Below are 23,325 nucleotides of genomic sequence, written 5' to 3' on the forward strand. Positions count from 1 at the left end.
TATGTTGTTGTAAGACGCTCCCGAGTACGAATCCATTTCTCCAATCGCTGCTGCCCCCAGCGAAAAATATTCGAGGACAAAGGCGACCGCTGCCGCTTTTCCGGGGTCGCCTTTGTCCCTCAGCTACTTCTTCGATTTTCAGACTAGATTTCCTCTAACTTTTTATCCAACTCGATTTTCTCAAGTGCATTTAATTAAGCCCAGTAAAAGTATACAGACGAGCTGACGATCCCTCGTGGACGTGCAGGATATGAATGTTCACCCCATCGATCGTTAAAGTAGTACTGCGGAAAGCCGGTTAACCGGGCTTCATGTTTGCGCCAATTGTACGAGGTGCGCCAATAGCCCGCCAGCTTCCTGAGATAGTCGAACGGAACGCCGTTATTCCAGCCCTTCATCCGCCAATTCGTCAGGCCGACGGGTTCGGGCTAGACGGTCTCGAAGGTCGTCGAGCTCACCTTGCGGAATCTCGATATAAAGCGGCCTGATTTCCGTATCGTATAATTCTGGGCAATCCTCATTTAGAGCCTGCTGCTTGAATCTTCAGCCTGCGCTGTGCGGCTCTCCCAAACTGCAGCATGAATAGCAGAAGAACTCCAGCTTGCAAGGCAACCAGGACGATATAGATGTTGCTGTAGGTGGAGGCGCCCTGGAACAGGTTCAGCGGATTCCAGGAGCTGCCGGCGCCAAGATCGACGGCTTTGCCGTACACCCCCGTGGCGATCGCGCCGGACAGGAAGTTAAGCAGCGAGAACAATCCCATCCCGACACCGGCTTGCTCTTTGGGCAGCGACAATGAGATGGTCTTGGAGAGCGAGATTTGCATAAATATTTGACCTACATTGCCAAAGACCAGAATCAGCGCAATGAGGTATGGCGATACGCCCGCGAAGGTGGACAACAGGGCGAAACAGAGCAGAAGCAGGGTGGACGCTGTATAGAACAGATAACGCGTTCCCTTGGTGTCCGCGAGCTTGCCGCCTCTTCCACCGAGTATGGCCGCAGCGACGGCTCCCGGCACCATAACAAATCCGATCCATCCCGGAGCCAAACCGTTAATATCCGCCAGCAGCTGCGGAGTAAGAAAAGGCAGGGCGTAACCGACACTCATGATGAATATGCCGAGGACCAGACCGACCGAATAGCTTTTGTTGCTGAATAAACGGGGCTGGACAAAAGGCTCTTTAGCCGATCGAATGCGCAGGAGGAACAACAGGAACAGCATGAAGCTGCCTACGCCGAATATCCATCCACTCTGCGTCACCGCAAGGAGCAGCAGCGCAACCGTTCCGGCGAGAAGACCGCCGCCGAGCCAATCGATTCGTCCACCCTGACCTTGTTCATTGCCCAAATATTTGCGGTACAGCGGCAAGGTAACAAGGATCAACAGCGGGATGCAGAAGAGCCATCTCCAGTGGAACACGCTGACGATCAGAGCCGAGACAACCGGCCCAATCGCACTTCCTATAGCGAGTCCGGTGGCGGTTATGCCGAGCGCGCGGCCCCGGCTTTCCGCAGGGGAATAGCGAACGGGAATGATCATGGCGGTTGCAGGAATGACGGCTGCCCCCGCAGCCTGGAGGATCCGCCCCAGCAGCACCATCCAGTAGGCTTGTGCCGACAAACCTACAATAGAACCGACTAGGAAGAGAAGCAAACCGAAAGTAAGCAGATTTTTGAGTTTATAGGTGTCGGCCAATTTTCCATATAGGACAGAGCCTATGGCATAAATCAGCATGTAAATCGACGATACCCAGCTGACCTGGGCAAAGGAAAGCTGGAATTGCTTGCTGATCTCCGGAAGCACGATATTAAACATCGTTGCGCTCATCGATGAGAGAATCATCGTAAAGGCCAGAATGCGTATTAATTTTTCAGCAGATGGTGGTTGTTGCTGATGTTCGTTCATGTGATTTCCCCCTTTCCTTTGGTTACGATTTATTCTACAATCGATAGTTAATAAATAAAAATATATATTATGACATGCATTCATATACTCAAGGGTATCAATAAAGGAGGAAGAACATCGTGGAACTGCTTCAGCTGCATTATTTTCAGACGGTGGCCAGAATGGAGCATATGACCAAGGCTGCGAAGGAACTCCGAATTGCCCAGCCTGCGCTCAGCAAGACGATTGCCAGGTTAGAGGAAGATTTGGGAGTACAGCTGTTCGATCGGCAGAATCGGCAAATCAAGCTCAATTCATTCGGGAAGGCTTTTCTGAAAAGCGTAGATACGGCATTGTCAGCGCTTGAGGAAGGGAAGAGAGAGGTGTCGGATTTGGCAGGTATGGAGCGGGGCAGCATCCGCATTGCAACGACGGCACTGCCTCGGCTGTCCAAAGCATTGGGAGCTTTCCGTGCGCGATATCCTGATGTGAATTTCCGCATTATCCAGATTCCGCCTGACTCGATGATGGAGATGGTGCAGATGCTGGAGAATGGTGAAGTCGATTTATGCTTTGCGGCTGCGGCATTGGATGATGACAAGTTTCGGGAAATCCCGGTTCTCCATGCCGAGGTGTTCTTGGCGGTACCCCACGGTCATCGATTGGCGGGCAGGAAGAGCATTTCCCTTCAGGACGTTGCGGGGGAAGCCTTCATCGAATACAAGGAAGGCCACCCGTTCCGAAAAATGAATGAGGAGTTCTGCCGATTGGCCGGGATCAGCCGGGATGTCGTCTGTGAAGTGGATGAACCTGCCGCTTTGGGAAGTCTGGTGGCCGCCGGGCTTGGAGCCGCATTTGTACCCGGGTGCAAAGGGGATGAAGAGCCGCCGTACGCGATGGTGCGTATCGAGAAACCTTCCTGCTACCGTACCTTCACTCTAGCGTGGCTGGAGCAGCGATATTTGTCCAAGGCCGCAAGAGAATTCCAGTCATTCCTGGTAGACTATTTCGGCGAGTTTCAGGAGCCGATGATGCATAGGGACGTGATCTGACAGATCACGTCTTTTTTCCTGTCCCGGCGATCCCCTTCTACATAGGCCGGGCCTTCTACGCATACAGATAGATCAAGAACTTTCAAGGGAGGAATACGATGCTGGATCCAGTACTGACATCTCCGAATTTGAAGCTGTTTGCGGACTCGAACGACACTTTGAACTATAAACGCGATGCGGGAAATTACATAACCCAGGTGTTTGAAAATCAGATGCCGGCCATTGCCACAGGATTCTTCAACGTTCATATGACCAAAGGAATTATCATCCAGCCCCATTGGCATACGAATGTCGATGAGCTGGTGTTTGTCATCAGCGGCGAAGTGCTGACTTCCGTATTTAATCCCTTCACCCAGAAGCTGATGACCTACAAGCTAAAACCGGGACAGGTATCGATGTTACCAAAAGGCTGGTTCCACTGGATTCTGACGCTTAGCGACAAAGCCCATATTCTGACCATATTTGATAAGCCGACGCCGGATATCGTATATGGATCGGACTTCCTTAGGCATATTCCCAAGGAGATCTTGCATATCGCATACTGCGTGAATGAGGAGGATTACGCCAAAGCGGTTGCTCCGCTGAAGGAAACGGTCATATTGGGGCCACCGCCGGGCTGCGGCAAGCGGGACGAACATGCCCCCTACGTTGAATCGATTCAGCGGCAGCCGTTTGACCAGCCATTTCCGTTGAACGCACAGCAACCTTCGCCGCCTAGCTATTATGGATATGCACCACCGCCACCGTATCCATCGTATCCATACAATTATCAACAAGCGAGGATGCAGCAGTACGGCGTTTCCCCATCGTATTCCCCTTATTCACAGCCGCCATCGTTTCCGCCGCAAGCTTCCTTCTCGCCACCCTATGCGCAACCGGCACCCTATGCACAACCGGTAACCTATTCGCAGCAGGCACATCAGCAATCGCCATTCTTCCAGCCGCAGCCCTTCCAGCAGCTTCAGTATCTGTACAAAACGAGTCCGGATCCAGAGTCTGTCTCTAGCCGTGGTCCTGAACCCGATACGGAAAATGGGCGAGAGGGCCAGTGACACCTTAAGCTTGCGGTCTGTTATTGCAAGCAGTATAAGATGATGACGCCTGATCATTTATATGACGACTCCGAAGTCTTCAAACTCCCTTGGTGGTTTCTTTTGAAACCACCCTCCGGAGAAGAAGGCTTCTTTTTGTATCCCGGATCGTCCGTATATTTTCCTTCTGAAAAAAGCCTTGCCTGATCTGGAACGTTCTGGTATGCTATTGTCCTTCTCTCATTTTCGCCTTGTCTGAAGTGGATGGGTCCGCCATCTAAAATGCTTATCGGAGGTGCTTCATGCTTTATTTCACATTGGCTTCCAAAGCCTATGCCCGCAATTTGCAGTACCGCGGCGCACACATGGTGCACAATATCGCCAGCGCGATGTTCGGCTTCATGTATGCCTGTATCTGGATCGGTCTCGGTGCAGACTACGCACTCGGAGATTACGGAACGCAGGGAATGGTCGGTTATATCGCCTTTACGCAAGCTGCGCTCTGGGTTTCCAGTTTCGTCACGAATGGCCTCGGCATTCCCCAAGCCGTGCGAACCGGCCATATCTCTCTGGATTTGATGCGACCCGTTCACTTGTTCAGTCATTTGATGGCCAAGGAATGGGGGCAAATCGCCTACCAATTCGTTTACAAATCAATCCCGATCTACCTGGTGTATTATTTTGCTTTCTCGCTGCATTTACCCGGAAAAGCATCTACCTTCCTCTATGTAGCCATTGCGCTTGCAGGAGCCGCCTATTTATCGATCTGCATCAACTATCTCATCGGCGCATCCGCATTATGGACAACGGAATCGTCTTGGTTGTATTGGGGCAACCATGCGATGATCAATCTTCTTGCAGGCTTCTTTATTCCGATTGAATGGCTGCCGGGCTGGCTTCAGACGTTGGCCTGGTGGTCGCCGTATCCGTATCTGCTCTATGTGCCGACCCGGATCTATCTGGGTTTTGATGACGTTTCCTATCTATGGGGGACGCTCTTGTGGTGCGTGCTGCTCACGATGGCCAGCCTGCTGGCAACAGGCTTCCTAAGACGGAAAGTGGAGGTGCAAGGAGGATGACCACGAGATCCTGGCTATCTCTGTACGCGCTGCTGATCCGCACCAGCATCAAAAGCCGCATGCAATACAAATTCAATTTTATCCTGGCTTCGTTTCTGGCGGCGCTGATCCAAATTTCTGAATTTCTTATGGTTGCTATCGTGCTCTACAAATTTGGGGCCATCCAGGGGTGGTCCATGCATGAAATCGGGTATTTGTTTGCCGTTATGACCTTATCGAAGACGCTCTACCGGACGTTTGCGGATGAAGTACATCATCTTGAACACTACCTGGTTAATGGGGAGCTTGACCAACTGCTGACCCGTCCCATGCCGGTGCTGCTGGCGCTCATGCCGCAGAAATTCCGGATTATGTTGGGCGAAGTGCTGCAGGGCGGTTTTCTGCTCTGGTGGTCGCTGCATGGCATGATGGCGGCAGGGCAAGTCGGATGGAGCGCGGTGCCGCAATCGCTCTATATTATCGTCACGGGAGCCGTCATCCTGTTCTCGATCGGACTTGCGACCGCCACGTTCGGTTTTTGGACGACCCGGATCACCGAGCTTCAAAATATTACGGAGGACGCGGCCCGGACAGCAGCCCAGTATCCGCTCACGCTGTATCCCAAATGGATGTCGTCGATCCTGCTGATCGTGGTCCCGGTCGGTTTAGTCAATTACATTCCGTCATTATACATACTGCGGGGCGAGCTCGGCGTTTGGGTGCTGCCCGCATTGGCTGGAGCGGCTCTGATATGTCTCTTCTTAAGTCTGAAATTCTGGCAGTTTGGTTTGACCAAATATCAAAGTACAGGGAGCTAAAGGAGGAACGCGTCAATGATTGAAGTCCACGACATACGCAAGGAGTTCAAAACGCCGGTTGTGAAGGAGGGGCGCTTCTCCGGGCTGCGAACCCTGTTCACGAGAGAATACCGGACGAAGGAAGCCGTGAAGGGAATCAGCTTTCAAGTGGAGCAGGGGGAATTCGTCGGATACATCGGACCGAACGGGGCCGGCAAATCCACCACCATCAAAATGCTGACCGGCATTCTCCACCCGACCTCGGGTCACGTATCGATCGGAGGCATGAATCCGCACAAGGAGCGGCGCAGCGTCGTGAACAACCTGGGCGTCGTATTTGGTCAGCGGAGCCAGCTGTGGTGGGACCTGCCGGTGAAGGATTCTTACGATATTTTGGCTAAAATGTACAGCGTGGATCAGGCGGACAAGGAGCGCAGACTCGGACAGTTTGCCGAATTGCTGGATTTACAGGCGTTCTGGGAAACGCCTGTGCGCAAGCTGTCGCTCGGCCAGCGCATGCGCGCCGACCTCGCCGCCGCGATGCTGCATGATCCGGACGTGCTGTTCCTGGATGAGCCGACGATCGGTCTGGACGTAAACGCCAAACGGAACATCCGCCGTTTTCTCAAGCTGATCAACGAGCAATTCGGCAAGACCATACTGCTCACGACGCATGACATGGATGATATCGAACAGCTGTGCAATCGCGTGATGGTCATTAACAACGGCGAGCTGTCTTATGATGGGACGGTAAAGTCATTACGAGACACCATCGGGCTGCCTACCGTGATCACCGTCACTTTCCGCGGTCCTTTTGTAATTCCCGAGGAATTTTTAGGTGAAGAGGCTTTTACCGTCCCGATTCGGGTGACAAGCACGCTGGATAACACCGTCACCATTGAGGTGAACCGCCGCGAGATGAATACGCTTGATATTTTTAAAGAGCTGGGCCGCTGGGGCGAGTTGGATGATATCGATATGGAAGATCCCGATTTCGAAGATGTGATTCATAAGGTGTACTGAGCAGAGTCAAGAGTGGGCTCCACCGCATATTTAAACTAAACTTAAACTTCAAGTCATCTGAATGCTCTTTTCGTTAAGTATGATGAGCTTGAGGTGATTGATATGAATCATTCAAGAATGAAAAAAGCCGGGTATACGGCTTGCATTGCCGCTGTTATGTATGCCCTCCCCCATTTCTGGTGGGGACTTGGCATCGGGTTTGCATTCCCAGGGGATTTCCAGGAAGCGCCTGATGAATTTTGGACGCACGTGATCGGTTACTGGGGAATGGGTACCCTGGCCTTATTGGCAGCCGTTTTCGCGCTTGCTTTTGCCAGGCCGTGGGGGCTGCGCTTACCGAAATGGTTGCTAACTATACCAGCTGCCATCGGTTCTGTTTTGTTGTCATTATGGGGATTTACTTACTTCGTAATGCAGTATTTGTTAGCGGTCGGCCGCGTTCAGTCGGCCCCCATGTATGCCGATCAAGATGCAAGCCCCATGGCGGTGTGGGGATACTTCTGGTACGCACTCTTCCTGATCTGGGGAATTTCACTGGGTACAGCAGCATACTATGGGGGAAAAGTTCGTAAGCAGAATAAATCAAAATCGTTTCACTAAATAACGCATGTATTTCTTTCGTTGGACATTTTTGGTAACCTTGTACAATATAATAGGATACACACCTAAAGAGGAGCCTGCACGGTTCCTTTTTAATTTGGGTGCAAATGGACATAGAGGAAGTATAATATAGAGATAGAGGAAGGAAACCTCTGCTCTGATCATACGAGCCCAAGAATAACATCTACATATAAAGGATGAGCCACCATGAAGTTGATGAAGCGGATCTGGTTCCGTATCGGTAACCATTACAGAAAGAAGCGGGATTTTGAACAAGCCCTTAAATATATGAGAAAAGGCGAAAGTGCCATTACCAGTTTCAATGATAAGCTGCACTATGCGGAGCTGCTGCACAACAGCGGCCATTCGGAAGAGGCCGTAGCTTATTTGGGGCGCGTGATCGATACGAGCGGAAGCCATCGCGCTTATGAGCGGCGCGCTCATATTTTGCGTGAGCTGAACCGGGAGCGCGAGGCCATTGAGGATCTAAATGAAGCGATTCGGTTGAATGCCGACAATTATATGAATTGGTATACCCGGGGGATTGCCCACAAGGATTTGAATCAATATGAAGAGGCGATCCGCGATCTGAAGGAAAGCATTAAAAGAGAGGACAGGAGCACGGTTATTTCAACTTATTATGAGCTGGGCATGACCTTTTACGAGAGCGGCAATCCGGCGGAAGCGGCGCACTATTTTCGACTAAGCATCCAGGAGCCGGAACGCGCCATCCCGATGTATTATTACATGCTGTCCGTATCCCTGGATCTGATGGATCATGTGCAGGAAGCCGTGGGAGTCCTACAGGAGGGAATCCAGCTGGCCGATCGGTATGAAGCGGAAGCGGATGGCGGATATGCGCTGTTTGCAGGCAGCACCAACTACAGCTACGGTGCATTTCAGACGTTTCAGCGGCAAGTGCTGGAGGCGTATTCCTTTCGGAAATCTATGGCGGACCTGTATGTGCAGCTTGGGGACATGGGACAGGCCGAGCACTATCTATCGGAGGCCATTGAACGGTATCCGGATTCATACGAGCTTTACTTAAAGAGAGCGGAGGTCTTCAATCGTTCCGGTAACAAAAATGCAGCCAAAGCGGATTTGGAATGGGCGATTGAAGCGGCGCCGGACGATTGCCGCGCGTATTTCGACATGGCCCGGATTTATCGCGAGGATGGTCTGGAGGATCAGGCCTACGAGCTGATTTCGAAGTTGTATGCAAGACAGCCGGACTCCCCGCTGGCCTGCTATTGGATGGCCGACTGCTATTACCGGCTGGGGCGTCAGGAGGAGGCGCTGGCGATCAATGACAAGCTGCTTAAGCTTGAGAATGATGATGCACCGAACTATGTGCAGCGCGCCGATATTTACATGGAGATGAATGATCTGCCATCAGCGGAGCAGGCTCTGAAGGAAGCAGCCGCGCTTCAGGACGGGACTGAAATCCGCAACAAGCTGAGTTATGTGCTCTATCTTCAGGGACGCAATGAGGAAGCGCTGCTTGAACTGCAGGAAGCGGTTAAGCAGGAAGAGTCCTTCTCCGAGCATCCGACGTATTTGGCGGCCAGCGGCCATATCTATAAGGAGATGGGCATGTGGGATCTGGCCATCGATGCTTATTCCCAGGCAATCCAGGCGCATCCGTCGAACCCGAGATTTTACGAGTTTCGTGCCGTTTGCTTTGTGGAGACCGGACAGCTGGAACGGGGTTTAGCGGACTGTGCTCAAGGGCTCAGTTTGAACCCGGGGCAAGGCAGCCTCTACAGCCTGCGAAGCGGAATCTATTATTCGATGGCGGATTATGCGCGGGCGAAGGAAGATACGCTGCAAGTGCTGGAGCTTTCGCCGGGTCATCCGGGCGCTTATTTCAGACTGGGACAGATTTATTACAAGGATCAGGACGAGGATGCGGCATTAGCTGCTTTTGACGAGGTACTGAGGCTGGTTCCCGAGCATGCCGACAGCTATTTGTACAAAGCACATATTTTTTACGGCCAGTTCGAGCATGAAGATGCCATACAGGCCATCGTGAACTGGAGCTTGCATCTTCAGAAGGAGATGCCGCCGGCGGATAAAATCCAAGCCATCGAAGGCTTGGAGGGCTTTGAAGAGAGCTTGCTGAACAAAGCGGTAGAACGGTTAACGGGCATGTATGGGCATCAGCTTTATTTGTCCTGAATGCCGCTCTTAACCAGCAGAATCATCGAATTCTGCATTCACCCTGTAAGTCCGGTGCTCATGTAGGGATGCGTTGATCACGAAGAAGTTAGAGTCCGCCAAGAAGTGGTGTCACATTTTGTCTGAAATTATGGTATGATTCAATAGTTGTTGCAGCATAACATGCTCGCAGGCTGCATAGCCAAGCGGGCTTTCTTCATGTGCAAGGAGGGGGATTATCATGATCTCACTGCAAGAGGTCAGTAAAAGCTTTGGCAGCGGCAGTGGCCGTTATCAGGCGATAGACGCTGTCTCTCTTCATATTGAGAAGGGAAGCATACACGGAATCATCGGCACGAGCGGAGCTGGGAAATCGACGCTGCTGCGCATCATGAATGTACTGGAGAGACCGGATTCCGGCCGAGTCGTGGTGAATGGTCAGGAGCTGACCTCCCTTGGGGGCAAGGAGCTTCGGGAGGCAAGAAGATCGATTGGCATGATCTTTCAGCTGTTCCAGCTGGTCAGCAACCGCACGGTATGGGGCAATGTTTCGATGCCGCTTGAGCTCGCAAAGGTACCGAAGATCGAACGGGCGAATCGTGTCCAGGAGGTTTTGCGTTTTGTCGGACTTGAGGATAAAGCGAAGTCGTATCCGGCTCAGCTAAGCGGCGGGCAGAAGCAGCGGGTAGCGATTGCCAGAGCGTTAGCCAATTCGCCGACCGTCTTGTTGTGCGATGAGCCGACCTCTTCCTTGGATCCCCAGACAACCGCGGATATTCTGGAGGTGCTCCGGCATATCAACCGAACGCTGGGGGTAACCATCGTAATCGTTTCCCACGAGATGGACGTGGTGAACGACATTTGCGACCAGGTGTCCGTTATGGAGAACGGACGTCTGAGCAGAACGTACCGCAATCAGCTAAGCGATGGAGAGACTTCTCGGGATTCCGGATCTTCCATGGACGGTGCAGGGAAAGTGGGGGATTGTTAGTTCCATGAATGACATCATTCCATATTTAAGTGATTATTTTGCCTATGTCCTGCAGTATCAGAATGAAATCTGGCGGGCGATTGGCGAGACGTTCATCATGGTGGGCATATCGATTGCTGCCGCTATAATACTGGGTCTTCCGGTAGGAACACTGCTATTTTTGTGTCGAAAAGGCCAGCAGTATGAGAACCGCCTTTTATTCTCCATTTTGAATGCCTTGGTTAACGTCATACGGTCATTCCCGTTTCTGCTTCTGGTTGTCATTATGATACCAGTCACGAGATGGATCGTCGGTACTTCCCTTGGGACGCTGGCCGCTGCGGTTCCTTTATCCGTCGTTGCGGTGGCTTACTATTCAAGGCTGGTAGAGCAATCCTTGCTGGAGGTGCCGAAGGAAGTGATGGAGGCGGCCGCTTCCATGGGGGCATCCACACTCCAGATGATATACAAATTCCTGTATGTAGAGGCCCGCTCGGGCCTTGTGCTTGGGCTGACAACATCCACAATCAGTTTTATCTCGTACTCTACGGTGATGGGGATCGTGGGCGGGGGTGGCGTCGGGGACTTCGCGATCCGTTACGGGTACCAGCGATTTGAGGGAGAGCTTATGTCATTTACAATCATCATTATGATCATTCTGGTACAGTCCATCCAGTTTGGAGGGAACCTGGCATCCAGACTGCTCGATAAGAGAAAAGTTTAATTCTATTTTTTGAACGCATGTACACCGATTATATTTTAACTGGAGGTAACCAAACGATGAATAAGAAATTAATGCTGCTGATGCTGACCCTCTTGCTGGTGCTGGCAGGCTGCGGACAGCAACCTGCCAAGGACAAGGTTCCGGAGAGCGCAGCACCCGATACCGCGGAAGAAGTTACATTAAAGGTCGCAACGCTCATTCCGCCAATGACCGAGGTGCTTGATCTGGTGAAGCCGATGCTGAAGGAAGAAGGCATCAACCTTGAAATCCAGATCTTGTCCGATAATGTGCAGCCGAACAATGCGCTGGCCCATAAAGAGGTAGATGCGAACTTCTTCCAGCATGTGCCGTACATGGAAGAGTACAATGCGAACAACGGCTCGGAATTGGTTCCGGTCACCCCGATCTATAATGCCGTTTTTGGAGCGTACTCCAAAAAATATAAGACCATCGAAGAGCTTCCGGACGGTGCAAGCATCGCGATTCCTAACGACCCTTCCAACATCGGCCGATCCCTGGTGATGTTCGAGAAGAACGGCCTGATTAAGCTGAAGGAAGGCGTCGGCATTCAAGCGACGCAGGCGGATATCGTGGAGAATCCGCATAAATACAAGTTCACCGAGGTGGATCTGCTCATGCTGGCCCGTACGCTCGACGACGTCGATATGGTTGCCATGACGCCGGCATACGCGAAACCGCTGGGACTTACCCCTAAGAAAGATGCTCTCGTAACCGAAGGCAACGACTCCGAATTCACCATTACGCTGGTGGCCCGTAAAGATAATGTGGATTCCGAGCCGATCCAGAAGCTTGCCAAGGCAATGACCAGCCCGGAAGTGAAAAAGTTCTTCGAGGATAACTACTCTGAGATTGCGCTGCCGGCTTTTGAATAAAGCGCGTATTTTATGGTTCATAATAACCGTTTTCCGAGGTTTTCGGGGGACGGTTATTTTTTTGAGTGCGGCCAAATATGGTATACTCTTCATGGATTTGAGAGGTGCACCTTACATACCCATACGTATTGGAGTTGAGAATTTATGAAAAAAGAAGTAATCGACAGACTCATTACCTATGCACAAGTGGATACGCAGTCAGACGAGAACAGTAATACCTGCCCTTCGACACCGGGACAGCTGACGCTGGGTCAGCTGCTGGTGGATGAGTTGAAGGAAATCGGCATGCAGGACGTAACGATGGATGAGAATGGCTATGTGATGGCCACACTACCGGCAAACTCGGATAAACAGATCCCGACCATCGGCTTTTTGGCACATATCGATACGGCTACCGATTTTACGGGCGCCGGTGTCAAGCCGCAGATCGTCGAACAATATGACGGACAAGACATCATTCTGAACAGAGCGCAGAATGTGGTGCTCTCCCCGCGGGATTTTCCGGAGCTGAATGGCTACAAGGGGCATACCCTCGTTACAACGGATGGCACCACCTTGCTTGGAGCTGATGATAAAGCGGGAATTGCCGAGATTATGACGGCGATGGCTTATTTGATCCAACACCCGGAACTGAAGCACGGTAAAATCCGGGTTGCTTTTACGCCGGACGAGGAAATCGGGAGAGGACCGCACAAGTTCGATGTGGAAGCCTTTGGGGCTAAATACGCATATACGATGGATGGCGGACCGCTCGGGGAGCTTCAATACGAAAGTTTTAATGCGGCAGCGGCGCTGGTCACTTGCAAAGGGAAGAATGTCCATCCCGGAACGGCCAAAAACAAAATGGTCAACGCGGCGAAAATCGCCATGGAGCTGAACAGCATGCTCCCCGCGGAAGAAGCGCCTGAACATACCGAAGGTTATGAAGGCTTCTATCATCTTACTTCCATTGAGGGTGATGTGGAGCTGACCGAGCTTCGTTATATTATCCGCGATCATGACCGGGAGCTTTTCGAAGGAAGAAAGGCCAAGCTGGCCTCCATCGTAGAGGAGCTTCAAAACAAGTATGGAGCCGAGCGGATCATCCTTCAGATGAAAGATCAGTATTACAATATGCGTGAAAAAATCGAGCCGGTCAAAGAAGTGGTCGACATCGCCCAGACAGCCATGGAGAAGCTGGGAATCAAGCCGATCATCGAACCGATCCGCGGTGGCACCGACGGTTCTCAACTGTCGTACATGGGCCTGCCAACACCCAATATTTTTACGGGCGGGGAGAACTACCACGGGCGGTATGAGTATGTATCCGCCGACAATATGGTATTGGCCGTTCAAACGATTATTGAAATCGTGCAGTTGTATGAGGAGCGGGCTTAAGTTAAATCTTTTCAAAAAAGGAGCTGCCGGCAAGAATGCCGGCAGCTTTTTCGTGTGCTCTTGTTATCGACCCGCATTAGATATCTTGCCTGTCTATAGATCATGCTTTATTAGAGCCTTTCTCCAGGCTGTATTTATACTCGCTTGGGGTCATGCCTGTCCATTTGCGAAACTGCTTGGAGAAATAGAGTGCATCATTGAAACCGACAGAGGAAGCAATCTCATGAATGGAGAAGGACGATTTCATGAGCGACTTGGCTTTCTCAATACGTACCTTCATGAGATATTGCATGGGGGACATGCCTGTATGCTGTTTGAACATTTTGGACAGATGTGCCCGGTGATAGCCAAGCGTTTTGGCCATTTGATCAATGGAGAGCTGTTGATGATACTGGGTCGAGATCCATCTCTCGGTCTGCCTTACGCCTCGCTCGATATCCGGCACGTCATTGGAGTTTGACGGAAGATGCTCACGGTTTAACATCGCCAGCTTATGGAGCAGCAATCGGAGCCACCCGGAAGCCTGAAGATCCTCAAGCCAGGGATGATCCGATTGGTTAAAGCCCAGACGGAGATGACGGTACATGTCGATCAGCGACCTAAGCTCAGCTTCATCCGTGCAGTGGATAATCGGCTTAGCCGGCGTAACACCCATGTCGGCCAGCAGCATCTTGGTGCCTTTTTCTTGTAATGCAACCCAGTTATAGTGCCAGGGGTTCCGATCATCGGCTTCATAACTGAACAGAACACCGGGAAGGATCACGAAGGTGTCGCCTGCCTGGCAATGATGTACGATGCCGGCACACTCGAAGATGCCTTGGCCTGTCAAGACGGTATGAATGAGGCAGTAATCATGAATGATCGGACCGATTTTGTGGCGTGGTATGGGAGTTCCCTCACCGCTGAACAGGATGTTCAGGTCGTGACCGCCCGGTGAAGGATTCATACCAATCGTGTAGAGCGTATGGTCTGGCAAAATAGACATGCGCTATCCCCCTTAAACGTGTGCGAGATCAATCGATATCGTGGATGTTGAGTTAGGGTTAGCTTACCTAATGAAACAACAAATGTCCATATCGCTCTTGTTTTGCTCCATATTCAAAAAAGACCGATTATCATATAGTTAGTCTTGTGAAAGCGTATTAATTCATGGAGTTTAGGGAGGGAATTAATTGATGTCTAAGATTACATTTATCGGAGCAGGAAGTACCGTATTTGCCAAGAATGTCCTGGGGGATTGCATGCAGACCCCGGCCTTGCAGGGATTTGAACTTGCTTTGTATGATATTGACCCGATCCGTTTGAAAGATTCGGAGAACATGCTGAATAATATAAAGAAGACCAGCGGCAGCACCTGTGTCGTCAAATCATACAGTGACCGCAAGGAAGCTCTTCGCGGAGCAAAATATGTCATCAATGCTATCCAGGTCGGAGGATACGATCCGTGTACGATTACGGACTTTGAAATTCCGAAGAAGTATGGACTCAGACAGACGATTGCGGATACTGTGGGAATCGGCGGGATTTTCCGTAATCTCCGCACCATCCCGGTCATGCTGGATTTTGCGGCCGATATGCGGGAAGTTTGTCCACAGGCGCTGTTCTTGAACTATACGAACCCGATGGCGGTGCTGACCAATGCGATGAACACGCTGGGCGGCGTGCAAACGGTAGGTCTGTGCCACAGCGTACAGGCTTGCATTCCGCATCTGTTCGATAATCTGGGGATGGACAAGGAAGGCGTGCAGGCCAAAATCGCCGGCATTAACCATATGGCATGGCTGCTTGAGGTAACGAAGGATGGCGTGGACCTGTATCCGGAAATTAAGAAGCGCGCGGCCGAGAAGCAGAAGGAGAAGCATCATGATATGGTTCGTCTCGAGATGATGCTGAACTTCGGTTACTACATTACGGAGTCGTCCGAGCATAACGCCGAGTACCATCCATATTTCATTAAGCGTAACTATCCGGAGCTAATTGAGCGCTTCAATATCCCGCTGGATGAATATCCACGTCGCTGTGTGAACCAAATCGAGGGATGGAAGGCGATGCGCGAGGATTTGGTCAACAACCAGGATCTGAAGCACAACCGCTCCCATGAATATGCTTCTTACATTTTGGAAGCAATCGAGACTAATGTTCCGTTCAAAATCGGCGGTAATGTGATGAACACGGGACTGATCACGAACCTTCCGAAGGAAGCTTGCGTTGAGGTTCCGTGTCTGGTCGATGCCAGCGGCGTAACCCCGACCTATGTCGGCGATCTGCCTCCGCAATGTGCCGCGCTGAACCGCACCAATATCAATACCCAGCTGCTGACGCTGGAAGCGGCGGCAACCGGCAAGAAGGAGCATATCTATCATGCGGCGATGCTCGACCCGCATACGGCTGCCGAGTTGTCCATCGATGACATCAAGAGCCTGTGCGACGACCTGATTGAGGCGCATGGAGACTGGCTCCCTAAATACCAATAAGGCTGATACCACTTTAAGCAAAAACAACAGAAATTTTGCAGCAAAAGAAATATTATTACTGGATCCATAAAAGAGAGACGCTCTGGTAACTACAGCGGCGTCTCTCTTTATCGTTAACGGGTTGTGTGCGGAAATTACCTATGCTACGGATTTATATTGGCGTGCGGGAGCGTGATAAGAAACACCGTTCCTGATCGTGGCGAGCTCCGAACCGAGACACTTCCATTCATGGCACGGATGGCTTGATAGGAGAAGGTGAGTCCAAGTCCGGTGCCGCTCATTTTAGTGGAATAGTAGATTGAACCGAGACGGCTCAATTGCTCGGGCGTCATGCCGATCCCGTTATCCTTGATTTCGATGGACACCTGCTCTGCTTCTTCATAGATGGTGATGTGGACCGTGCCTCTGTCAACGTCTTTGCTGGCCTCAATCGCATTCTTAATAAAGTTGACCAACAGCTGCTTGAGCTCCGCCGGACTGCCTAAAATGTAAATGGGGAGCTGAGGGTAATCAGCGCTGAGGGTCACGTTGCTCATATTAGCGTATGAAATCATGAGCTCGACGACAGACTTGATCTGGGCCGAGAGCTCGATTCTTTGCTGATACGGCAAGTGTGGTTTGCTGATCGAGAGATATTCGGACAAGATTTGCTCGGTCCGGCGAATTTCCTCCATGCTGATTTCCAGAAAACGTTCGGTTTTTTCCTGAGGGAACGTACCGCTCTTAATCAACTGCAGGAACCCAAGCACGGTGGTCAGCGGATTGCGGACCTCATGGGCAAGGGATGCGGCGACATGATTGACGGCTTCGGCTTTCTCATTCTGGATATACCGCAGATAAAGCTCTTTGTCGGATACGGATTTGTTAAACAGGGTTACGAGAAGCCATATTCCGAGCGAATTATGTACAGGCATGGCTAAAATATTAAAAAGAAAGTAATTCATGATGTAGTCGGGTTTGGTTATATAGAGTAGCAGCAGCGGGAGGACAGAGAAGCTGATGCCCGCTATAAAAACGATCCAAAATTTGTGTTTGGTTCGATGGTACATGAACGACAATAGAACGGACAGCGGGAACGTAAAGATCAAGATAATAATGGCATCGATCATGCCGGATCCGCCAATGTACAACCTGTAGATTAGAAATTCCACAAGCAGAATTGCCCCTGTCGCGAACCCTCCGAACAGCATGCCGAAAAACATAATGACATACCGCACGTCAAAGATCAGCCCGCTTTGAACGGACGAAGCAAAGGTCATGGACAGCAGCATGCACAGCGAACAAATGACAATGATGAAATTACGGGAATAGTTGACTGTCAGTTTTCTGTAATAGATGTTGTATGCGACAAAAGGCATCAACGCAAACAACAACTGCAGCAAAACATCTTTAATCACAGGCAGTAGGCCCACCCCTTTGAAGAGTATCGAATCGTCCGCTAGATTACCTTGTCCATTCAAGTTCGACGTCAATTGGAAAAATCCTTGAGGCTTGAATAAAAATAACAAAATTTATTCGTACTCAGATGGAGTGGAGGAACATATAAATTCATCGAGAAAGCGCTTGCAGACGACATATGTTTGTCCCGGATACTCAGCACTTAAGTGAGAACACATTTCCATGAATGGAGGGTTCACAAGTGAAGCTGAAGACCGTTCTAAGACCCATGTTCATTCTTTTGTTGGCCGCGTCTTTTTTTGCTGCCGGATGCCAGAGTGTAACGCCGCCGACCGCATCAGATCCGCCGCCGCCCAAAGAAGAGGTAAAGACACCCGGAGGCAGTGATGAGCCGGCACCGTCGGGCGATGCGAAAGCGACGCCGAGAAATGAAACGTTATACGTGAACGGTTTGCAATGGGGGGCACCTACGAATTTTAACTTGCTCAGCGGAAACCCGGCGTTTCCGATTAACTACGGAAACTCCAGAGAACTCGTCTATGAAACCTTGTTCATGGTCAATCAGCTGACAGGCGAGCTGGAGCCGCTGCTGGGTACCAAGTATGAATGGACCGACGATCTGACCCTGAAGATCGAATTGAACAAGGATGCCAAATGGAGCGACGGCAAGCCGTTCACCTCCGATGATGTCGTCTATACTTACCAGCTCGGCAAAAAATATGACATTAACTGGAGCAGCTTCTGGACCTACATCGAGGACGTAACGGCAGACGGGCCGCAAACGGTGAACATCAAGCTGAATAAAGACAATCCGAACAAATTGACGGTGCTCGACAGCATCGAGATCATGCCGATGCTGCCTAAACATGTATGGGAAGAGGTCGAGAAGAAAGCCAATAACGACCTTGCCACCATTCGTAAAGAAGTCAACGAGGACCCGATCGGAACGGGACCTTACAAAATGTATTTTTACAATGATCAGAAGATCACGATCGTACGGGACGATAACTATTGGGGGCAGGCACTCTTTGGCAAGCTGCCGGCTCCCAAATATATCACCCATGTCATCTATAAAGACAATGCAGCGGGTGACCTGGCATTCAAAAGCGGTCAAGTAGACGTATCGCAGCAGTTTATTCCGCAGGTATGGAAAATGTGGGAGGGCGGGGCTCCGGTTAAAACCTATATCAAAGACGCTCCCTATTATGTGCCTGGCTCCATGCCATCGATCTTCTTCAACATGACGAAGGAAGGACTCAACAATGCGGATGTCAGAAAAGCGATCGCTATGGCGATTGATTACGGCAAAATTTCGGAGCTGGCCATCAGCGGCTACTCGGCCCCAATGGAGCCGTCGTTGACGCTGAATACGGAGGCCGAAGCAAAATATGTAGACCAGGCGGCTATCAAACCGCTCCAATGGACAACGGATGTGGATGCGGCCAATGCGCTGCTCGATTCCATCGGCGCCGCGAAGGGGAAAGACGGCATCCGCGTCTTGAACGGAACCCGCCTCGGCCCGTTTGAAATCGAGTGTCCATACGGCTGGTCGGATTGGAATGCGGCGCTTGAGATTGTTGCCCAGAATGCGAAGGCAATCGGTATCGAGATTCGCACCAAATTCCCGGAAGCGCCGGTATGGACCAATGATCTACAGACCGGCAAGTTCGATATCATCATGAATACGCCTGCCGGCGGGGTCAGCCCAAGCCAGCCGTGGAACCGCGCGATGACCATCATGTACTCCAAGGGCGTTGCGCCTATGGGCGAGATGGCATTCTACAACTGGGGCCGGTATAAGAACGAGCAAGCCGATGCCATCATCGAGAAGATTCCAACCATTACGGACGAAGCTGAATTGAAAGCGCTCTATACTGAATTGACCCAAATCTGGTTAAAGGATATCCCATCGATTCCGCTCATGTATCGTCCTTGGGTATTCGATACGGTCAATGAATCCGTATGGAAGGGCTTCCCGACGGAAGGGGACGGCAGCAACATACCGCCTCAAATTTCGATGGATGGAGCCGGTATCAAGTCGCTGTATCAGATTCATAACTGATGGATAAAACTCATTGAACCAAGACCTATATTGGCGGATTTGCACCCCTAATATAGGTCTCTTTTCCACCAATTTCAGGGTGTGATCCATGGGGGTGAGCTGCTTGAGCGTTTACGGAAAATATATCGTCAAGAAGTTCTTCTGGTACTTTCTGACGCTGGTGATTGCGGTCACGCTGAATTTCCTGCTGCCCCGGATGATTGAAGGGAATCCGGTGAGCATGATTGTGTCTGAGATGACGCAGGGGATGACCGACAGCGATACGATCAAACGGGTCTATGAGACGTTTCTCGTCGAGTTTGGAATCGACAAGCCTTTATGGGAGCAGTTCTTCATCTATCTGAAAAATTTGGCGACAGGCAATCTGGGCACTTCATTCGGCCTATATCCGAAACCGGTAACGGAGATTCTGGCCTCGGCGGTTCCATGGACGATCGGGCTTCAGCTTCCGGCCATTCTGGTTGGCTGGCTGATCGGGAACGTGCTGGGCGCCGTTGCGGCTTACCGCAAAGGTGTATTCGATAAAGTGATATTCCCTGTGGCCTTGTTTGTGAATTCCATTCCTTTCTTTACCCTAGCCATTATTATGCTGTATGTATTCGCCCTGTCCCTGAACTGGTTTCCGCTGCACGGGGGCTACGATTACCAGATGGTGCCGTCACTCAGCTTTGAATTCTTCGCTTCCGTACTTCGGCATCATACGCTTCCATTTCTATCGATCGTGCTGGTTACGATTGGCGGCCAAGCCATTGGCATGCGGGAGATGTCCATCTATGAGCTGAATTCGGATTATGTACTATACAGCAAACTTCTCGGGATACGGGACTCCAAGATCGCGAGGTATGTATTCCGAAATGCGATGCTGCCCCAGATCACGGGATTGGCGTTATCCATCGGCACGATGGTGGGCGGTTCGCTGATCTGTGAAATCGTATTCAGTTATCCGGGAATCGGAACCTGGATGTTCACGGCGATCCGTCAGCTGGATTATCCGTTAATTTCGGGCTGCACCCTCTTGATCGCCCTGGCCGTGCTGCTGGCCAACTTTACGATTGACCTAATCTACGGCTGGATCGATCCAAGAATCAAGGCCGCTCAGATGGAGGATCAATAATATGAACAGTTCCTTTCGCATATTGATCAAATCGCCAAAGTTTATGTTCGGAGCCTGCATGCTGCTGGCTATGATCGGGATGGTGCTGATCTACCCGCTCTTTAACCGCAACGATCCGCTGGAGATGATCGCCATGGCGTACCAGCCGCCGGATTCGAAGCTGCTGCTGGGGTCGGATAACTTCGGCAGGGATTTATTCCTGGAATTGATCTATGGCATTCGGACCTCCCTGCAGGTTGGGCTGATTGCCGGCGTATTTGCTACTGTGATTGGCCTTGTGATCGGTTTAGCTTCAGGTTATATCGGAGGCATGATTGATAATCTGCTGACCGCCATCACCAACATTTTCATCGTGATACCTTCCTTTGTCATCCTCATTCTGATCTCGGTCAGCATCGATTCGCGCAGCTCGTTTGTTACGGCGGTTATCATTGGCATTACCAGCTGGCCCTGGACAGCCAGGGCCGTACGTGCGCAGACATCCTCGCTGCGAAACCGGGATCACGTAAATATCGCGAAAATATCCGGGTACAGCACGCCGCGCATTATCATCTCGGAGATATTGCCGTACATCGCTTCCTATGTCGTCATGGCGTTTGTGCTGCAGACGGCATCAGGTATTCTGTCCGAGGCTTCCATCTCGATGCTGGGGCTGGGACCGTACAACACGATTTCCCTTGGCATCATCATGAACTGGGCGCTCGTATTTGAAGCACCGGTTGCCGGCGCGTGGTGGGCCTTTATCCCGGCGGCGATCTCCATCGCCATCATCACCTTCTCCTTGTACATGATGAACACCGGCATGGATGAGATATTCAATCCGAAGATTAGGAGCTGATGGGTGTTGTGAGCACAAATATACTGGAAGTGAACGAATTGAAGACCTATTACCGTACCCGGTTGAAGGAGCACGTCTATGCCGTAGACGGGGTGAGCTTCTCGCTCGAAAAGGGGAAGACGCTTGGCATTGCCGGTGAATCCGGCTGCGGCAAATCGACCCTTGCGCTCAGCCTGATGGGTTTCTATTTTCCACCGCTGCATTATGGCAGCGGCTCGATTGTCGTAAGCGGCACGGATATCATGAAGCTTGGCAAGGAACAGCTCCGTTCCCAGGTGTCGGGAAGAGAGATATCGTATATCCCGCAAGCAGCTATGAATGCCCTGAATCCTACGCTCAAAATCATTCATTTCGTCGAGGATATTATGAAGGAGCATCGCCCTGAGCTGAACAAGAAGCAGGTGTGGGATATGGCGGCGGAACGGTTCGAAACCTTGAATTTGTCAACCAAGGTGCTGAACTCCTATCCGAACGAGCTGTCAGGCGGCATGAAGCAGCGGACGGTGATCGCTATTTCCACCATTCTGAACCCCAAAGTGCTGATTGCGGACGAACCGACCTCGGCGCTGGACGTAACCTCGCAGAAAGCGGTGATCAAGCTGCTGAAAAGTCTGCTGGATCGGGGCTATATTCAGTCTCTGGTATTTATCACCCACGAGCTGCCGCTGCTTTATCACGTAACGGATGACATCATCGTCATGTATGCAGGGGAGATCGTGGAGCGCGGAACCGCAGAGCAAATGATTTTTGACCCGATCCATCCTTATACGAAAAAGCTGATGGGTTCCATCATAGTGCCGGAGGAAGGCATGAAAGGCCATAAGCTGGCCGCTATCCCGGGCACCCCGCCTAATCTGAAAAACGTACCGGAGGGCTGCCGGTTTGCAGATCGCTGTTCCTATGTGCAAGACGCCTGCCGTAAGGGAAAGATAACGAGCCGGACCGTGGAGGATCGCATGTATCGCTGCATCGTGGAACCGGGTGTGCTTAAGGAGTGGTATGCAAATGAAGAGGAATGATGTCCTGATTCGGGGAGAGCATCTCACCAAGGTGTTCGGTTACGGGAAGCAGAAGACCACCGCCGTGGAGGATGTCAGCTTTACCTTTCATGAAGGCGAAATCATATCGATTGTCGGCGAGAGCGGAAGCGGCAAAACGACACTGGCGAAAATGATCATGGGCCTGCTGAAGGAGAGCAGCGGTACGATAGAGTATATGGGCAAGCCAAGGCAGCTGAAGCGGCACAGAGATCGCAAGCGCTATTGGAAAAATATCCAGGCGATCTTTCAGGACCCGTTCTCTTCGTTCAATCTCTTCTATAAAGTCGAGAAGCTGCTGCTCGATTGCATCAAGCTGCAGGGGGATAAACTGACGAAGGAGGAGCAATTCCGCAAAATGAAGGAAGCGTGCTCCTTCGTCAATCTAAAATTCGAGGAGCTGCACAATAAATACCCGTTCGAACTGTCCGGCGGACAAATGCAGCGCCTGATGATCGCCCGGATTTTCATGCTCCATCCGAAGCTGCTGATTGCGGATGAACCGACCTCCATGGTCGATGCATGCTCGCGGTCCACGATACTGGATATGCTCTTGAAGCTGCGAGATGAGAACAACATGACGATTATTTTCATTACCCATGACGTAGGGCTTGCTTATTATGTAAGCGATACGCTGTATATTATGGAACAAGGGAAAGTCGTGGAGCGGGGACCGGCGGAAGAGGTTATCTTGAATCCGCAGCATCCTTATACCCAGCAGTTGATTTCCGATGTGCCCAAGATTCACTCCGAGTGGGATTTGGCATGAGCGGCGTGGACAAATCTCATGAGAAAAGCTCGAAGCGCAACGCCGCTTCGGGCTTTATTTTAC

The 23,325-nt window shown here is 51.1% G+C and carries 20 protein-coding genes; 17 read left to right on the top strand and 3 right to left on the bottom strand.

All coding sequences use genetic code 11. The annotated features are described in order from the left end of the window. Positions 1 to 517: 517 nt before the first annotated feature. Positions 518 to 1,909, bottom strand: coding sequence for an MFS transporter (locus MKY82_RS07120; protein ID WP_339295814.1), 1,392 nt, complete (start codon positions 1,907 to 1,909; stop codon positions 518 to 520). A gap of 119 nt (positions 1,910 to 2,028) precedes the next feature. Between MKY82_RS07120 and MKY82_RS07125 the strand changes: the two genes are divergently transcribed. The 11 genes from MKY82_RS07125 to pepT all read left to right on the top strand — a co-directional run bounded on the left by MKY82_RS07125 (position 2,029) and on the right by pepT (position 13,570). After that, entirely contained in the window at positions 2,029 to 2,940 is a 912-nt protein-coding gene (locus MKY82_RS07125; protein ID WP_220686243.1) for a LysR family transcriptional regulator, read from the top strand. 98 nt (positions 2,941 to 3,038) lie between these two features. Beyond that, positions 3,039 to 3,992, top strand: coding sequence for a cupin domain-containing protein (locus tag MKY82_RS07130; RefSeq protein WP_220686242.1), 954 nt, complete (start codon positions 3,039 to 3,041; stop codon positions 3,990 to 3,992). A 281-nt stretch (positions 3,993 to 4,273) separates the two neighbouring features. Then, entirely contained in the window at positions 4,274 to 5,050 is a 777-nt protein-coding gene (locus MKY82_RS07135) for an ABC-2 family transporter protein (protein ID WP_194541357.1), read from the top strand. Then, complete coding sequence (locus MKY82_RS07140) at positions 5,047 to 5,847, top strand: ABC-2 family transporter protein (RefSeq protein WP_220686241.1); 801 nt, start codon at positions 5,047 to 5,049, stop codon at positions 5,845 to 5,847. The genes MKY82_RS07135 and MKY82_RS07140 overlap by 4 nt, the downstream gene beginning before the upstream one ends. 15 nt (positions 5,848 to 5,862) lie before the next feature. Then, complete coding sequence (locus MKY82_RS07145) at positions 5,863 to 6,849, top strand: ATP-binding cassette domain-containing protein (RefSeq protein WP_339295815.1); 987 nt, start codon at positions 5,863 to 5,865, stop codon at positions 6,847 to 6,849. Between the two features lie 102 nt (positions 6,850 to 6,951). Continuing rightward, a complete protein-coding gene (locus tag MKY82_RS07150; RefSeq protein ID WP_194541359.1) occupies positions 6,952 to 7,449 on the top strand; it encodes a DUF3995 domain-containing protein in 498 nt (165 codons plus the stop codon). Positions 7,450 to 7,656: 207 nt separating this feature from the next. Beyond that, positions 7,657 to 9,627, top strand: a complete 1,971-nt coding sequence (locus MKY82_RS07155) for a tetratricopeptide repeat protein (RefSeq protein ID WP_339295816.1) — start codon at positions 7,657 to 7,659, stop codon at positions 9,625 to 9,627. A gap of 220 nt (positions 9,628 to 9,847) precedes the next feature. Continuing rightward, positions 9,848 to 10,597, top strand: coding sequence for a methionine ABC transporter ATP-binding protein (locus MKY82_RS07160; protein ID WP_339295817.1), 750 nt, complete (start codon positions 9,848 to 9,850; stop codon positions 10,595 to 10,597). Between the two features lie 4 nt (positions 10,598 to 10,601). After that, positions 10,602 to 11,300 (top strand): methionine ABC transporter permease, encoded by a 699-nt coding sequence (locus MKY82_RS07165; RefSeq protein WP_071223550.1) that lies wholly within the window; start codon positions 10,602 to 10,604, stop codon positions 11,298 to 11,300. Between the two features lie 56 nt (positions 11,301 to 11,356). After that, a complete protein-coding gene (locus tag MKY82_RS07170; protein WP_339295818.1) occupies positions 11,357 to 12,193 on the top strand; it encodes a MetQ/NlpA family ABC transporter substrate-binding protein in 837 nt (278 codons plus the stop codon). A gap of 144 nt (positions 12,194 to 12,337) precedes the next feature. Beyond that, positions 12,338 to 13,570 carry a peptidase T gene (gene pepT / locus MKY82_RS07175; protein ID WP_339222368.1) on the top strand — a complete coding sequence of 411 codons (1,233 nt, stop codon included), beginning with the start codon at positions 12,338 to 12,340 and terminating at the stop codon, positions 13,568 to 13,570. 100 nt (positions 13,571 to 13,670) lie between these two features. Here the strand turns inward: pepT and MKY82_RS07180 are convergent, their stop codons facing one another. After that, positions 13,671 to 14,555, bottom strand: a complete 885-nt coding sequence (locus tag MKY82_RS07180) for an AraC family transcriptional regulator (protein ID WP_220686235.1) — start codon at positions 14,553 to 14,555, stop codon at positions 13,671 to 13,673. Between the two features lie 190 nt (positions 14,556 to 14,745). On the opposite strand from MKY82_RS07180, the gene MKY82_RS07185 reads away from it, so the two are divergent. Further along, positions 14,746 to 16,044, top strand: a complete 1,299-nt coding sequence (locus tag MKY82_RS07185) for an alpha-glucosidase/alpha-galactosidase (protein WP_113056501.1) — start codon at positions 14,746 to 14,748, stop codon at positions 16,042 to 16,044. A 143-nt stretch (positions 16,045 to 16,187) separates the two neighbouring features. Here the strand turns inward: MKY82_RS07185 and MKY82_RS07190 are convergent, their stop codons facing one another. Beyond that, positions 16,188 to 17,441 (bottom strand): HAMP domain-containing sensor histidine kinase, encoded by a 1,254-nt coding sequence (locus tag MKY82_RS07190; RefSeq protein ID WP_259445423.1) that lies wholly within the window; start codon positions 17,439 to 17,441, stop codon positions 16,188 to 16,190. A gap of 242 nt (positions 17,442 to 17,683) precedes the next feature. On the opposite strand from MKY82_RS07190, the gene MKY82_RS07195 reads away from it, so the two are divergent. The 5 genes from MKY82_RS07195 (at position 17,684) to MKY82_RS07215 (ending at position 23,262) form a co-directional block, all read left to right on the top strand. After that, the gene (locus MKY82_RS07195) at positions 17,684 to 19,504 is read left to right on the top strand and encodes an ABC transporter substrate-binding protein (protein WP_339295819.1); all 1,821 of its coding nucleotides are present in this window, start codon (positions 17,684 to 17,686) and stop codon (positions 19,502 to 19,504) included. Between the two features lie 103 nt (positions 19,505 to 19,607). Continuing rightward, positions 19,608 to 20,618 (top strand): ABC transporter permease, encoded by a 1,011-nt coding sequence (locus MKY82_RS07200; protein ID WP_113056503.1) that lies wholly within the window; start codon positions 19,608 to 19,610, stop codon positions 20,616 to 20,618. Between the two features lies 1 nt (position 20,619). After that, the gene (locus MKY82_RS07205) at positions 20,620 to 21,456 is read left to right on the top strand and encodes an ABC transporter permease (protein ID WP_220686233.1); all 837 of its coding nucleotides are present in this window, start codon (positions 20,620 to 20,622) and stop codon (positions 21,454 to 21,456) included. 8 nt (positions 21,457 to 21,464) lie between these two features. Continuing rightward, a complete protein-coding gene (locus tag MKY82_RS07210; RefSeq protein ID WP_071223652.1) occupies positions 21,465 to 22,475 on the top strand; it encodes an ABC transporter ATP-binding protein in 1,011 nt (336 codons plus the stop codon). Further along, complete coding sequence (locus MKY82_RS07215; RefSeq protein WP_100540692.1) at positions 22,462 to 23,262, top strand: ABC transporter ATP-binding protein; 801 nt, start codon at positions 22,462 to 22,464, stop codon at positions 23,260 to 23,262. Before MKY82_RS07210 ends, MKY82_RS07215 begins: the two co-directional genes overlap by 14 nt. The last annotated feature ends 63 nt before the right edge of the window (positions 23,263 to 23,325 follow it).

This window comes from Paenibacillus sp. FSL W7-1279, assembly GCF_037969845.1.
GTDB lineage: Bacteria > Bacillota > Bacilli > Paenibacillales > Paenibacillaceae > Paenibacillus_AQ.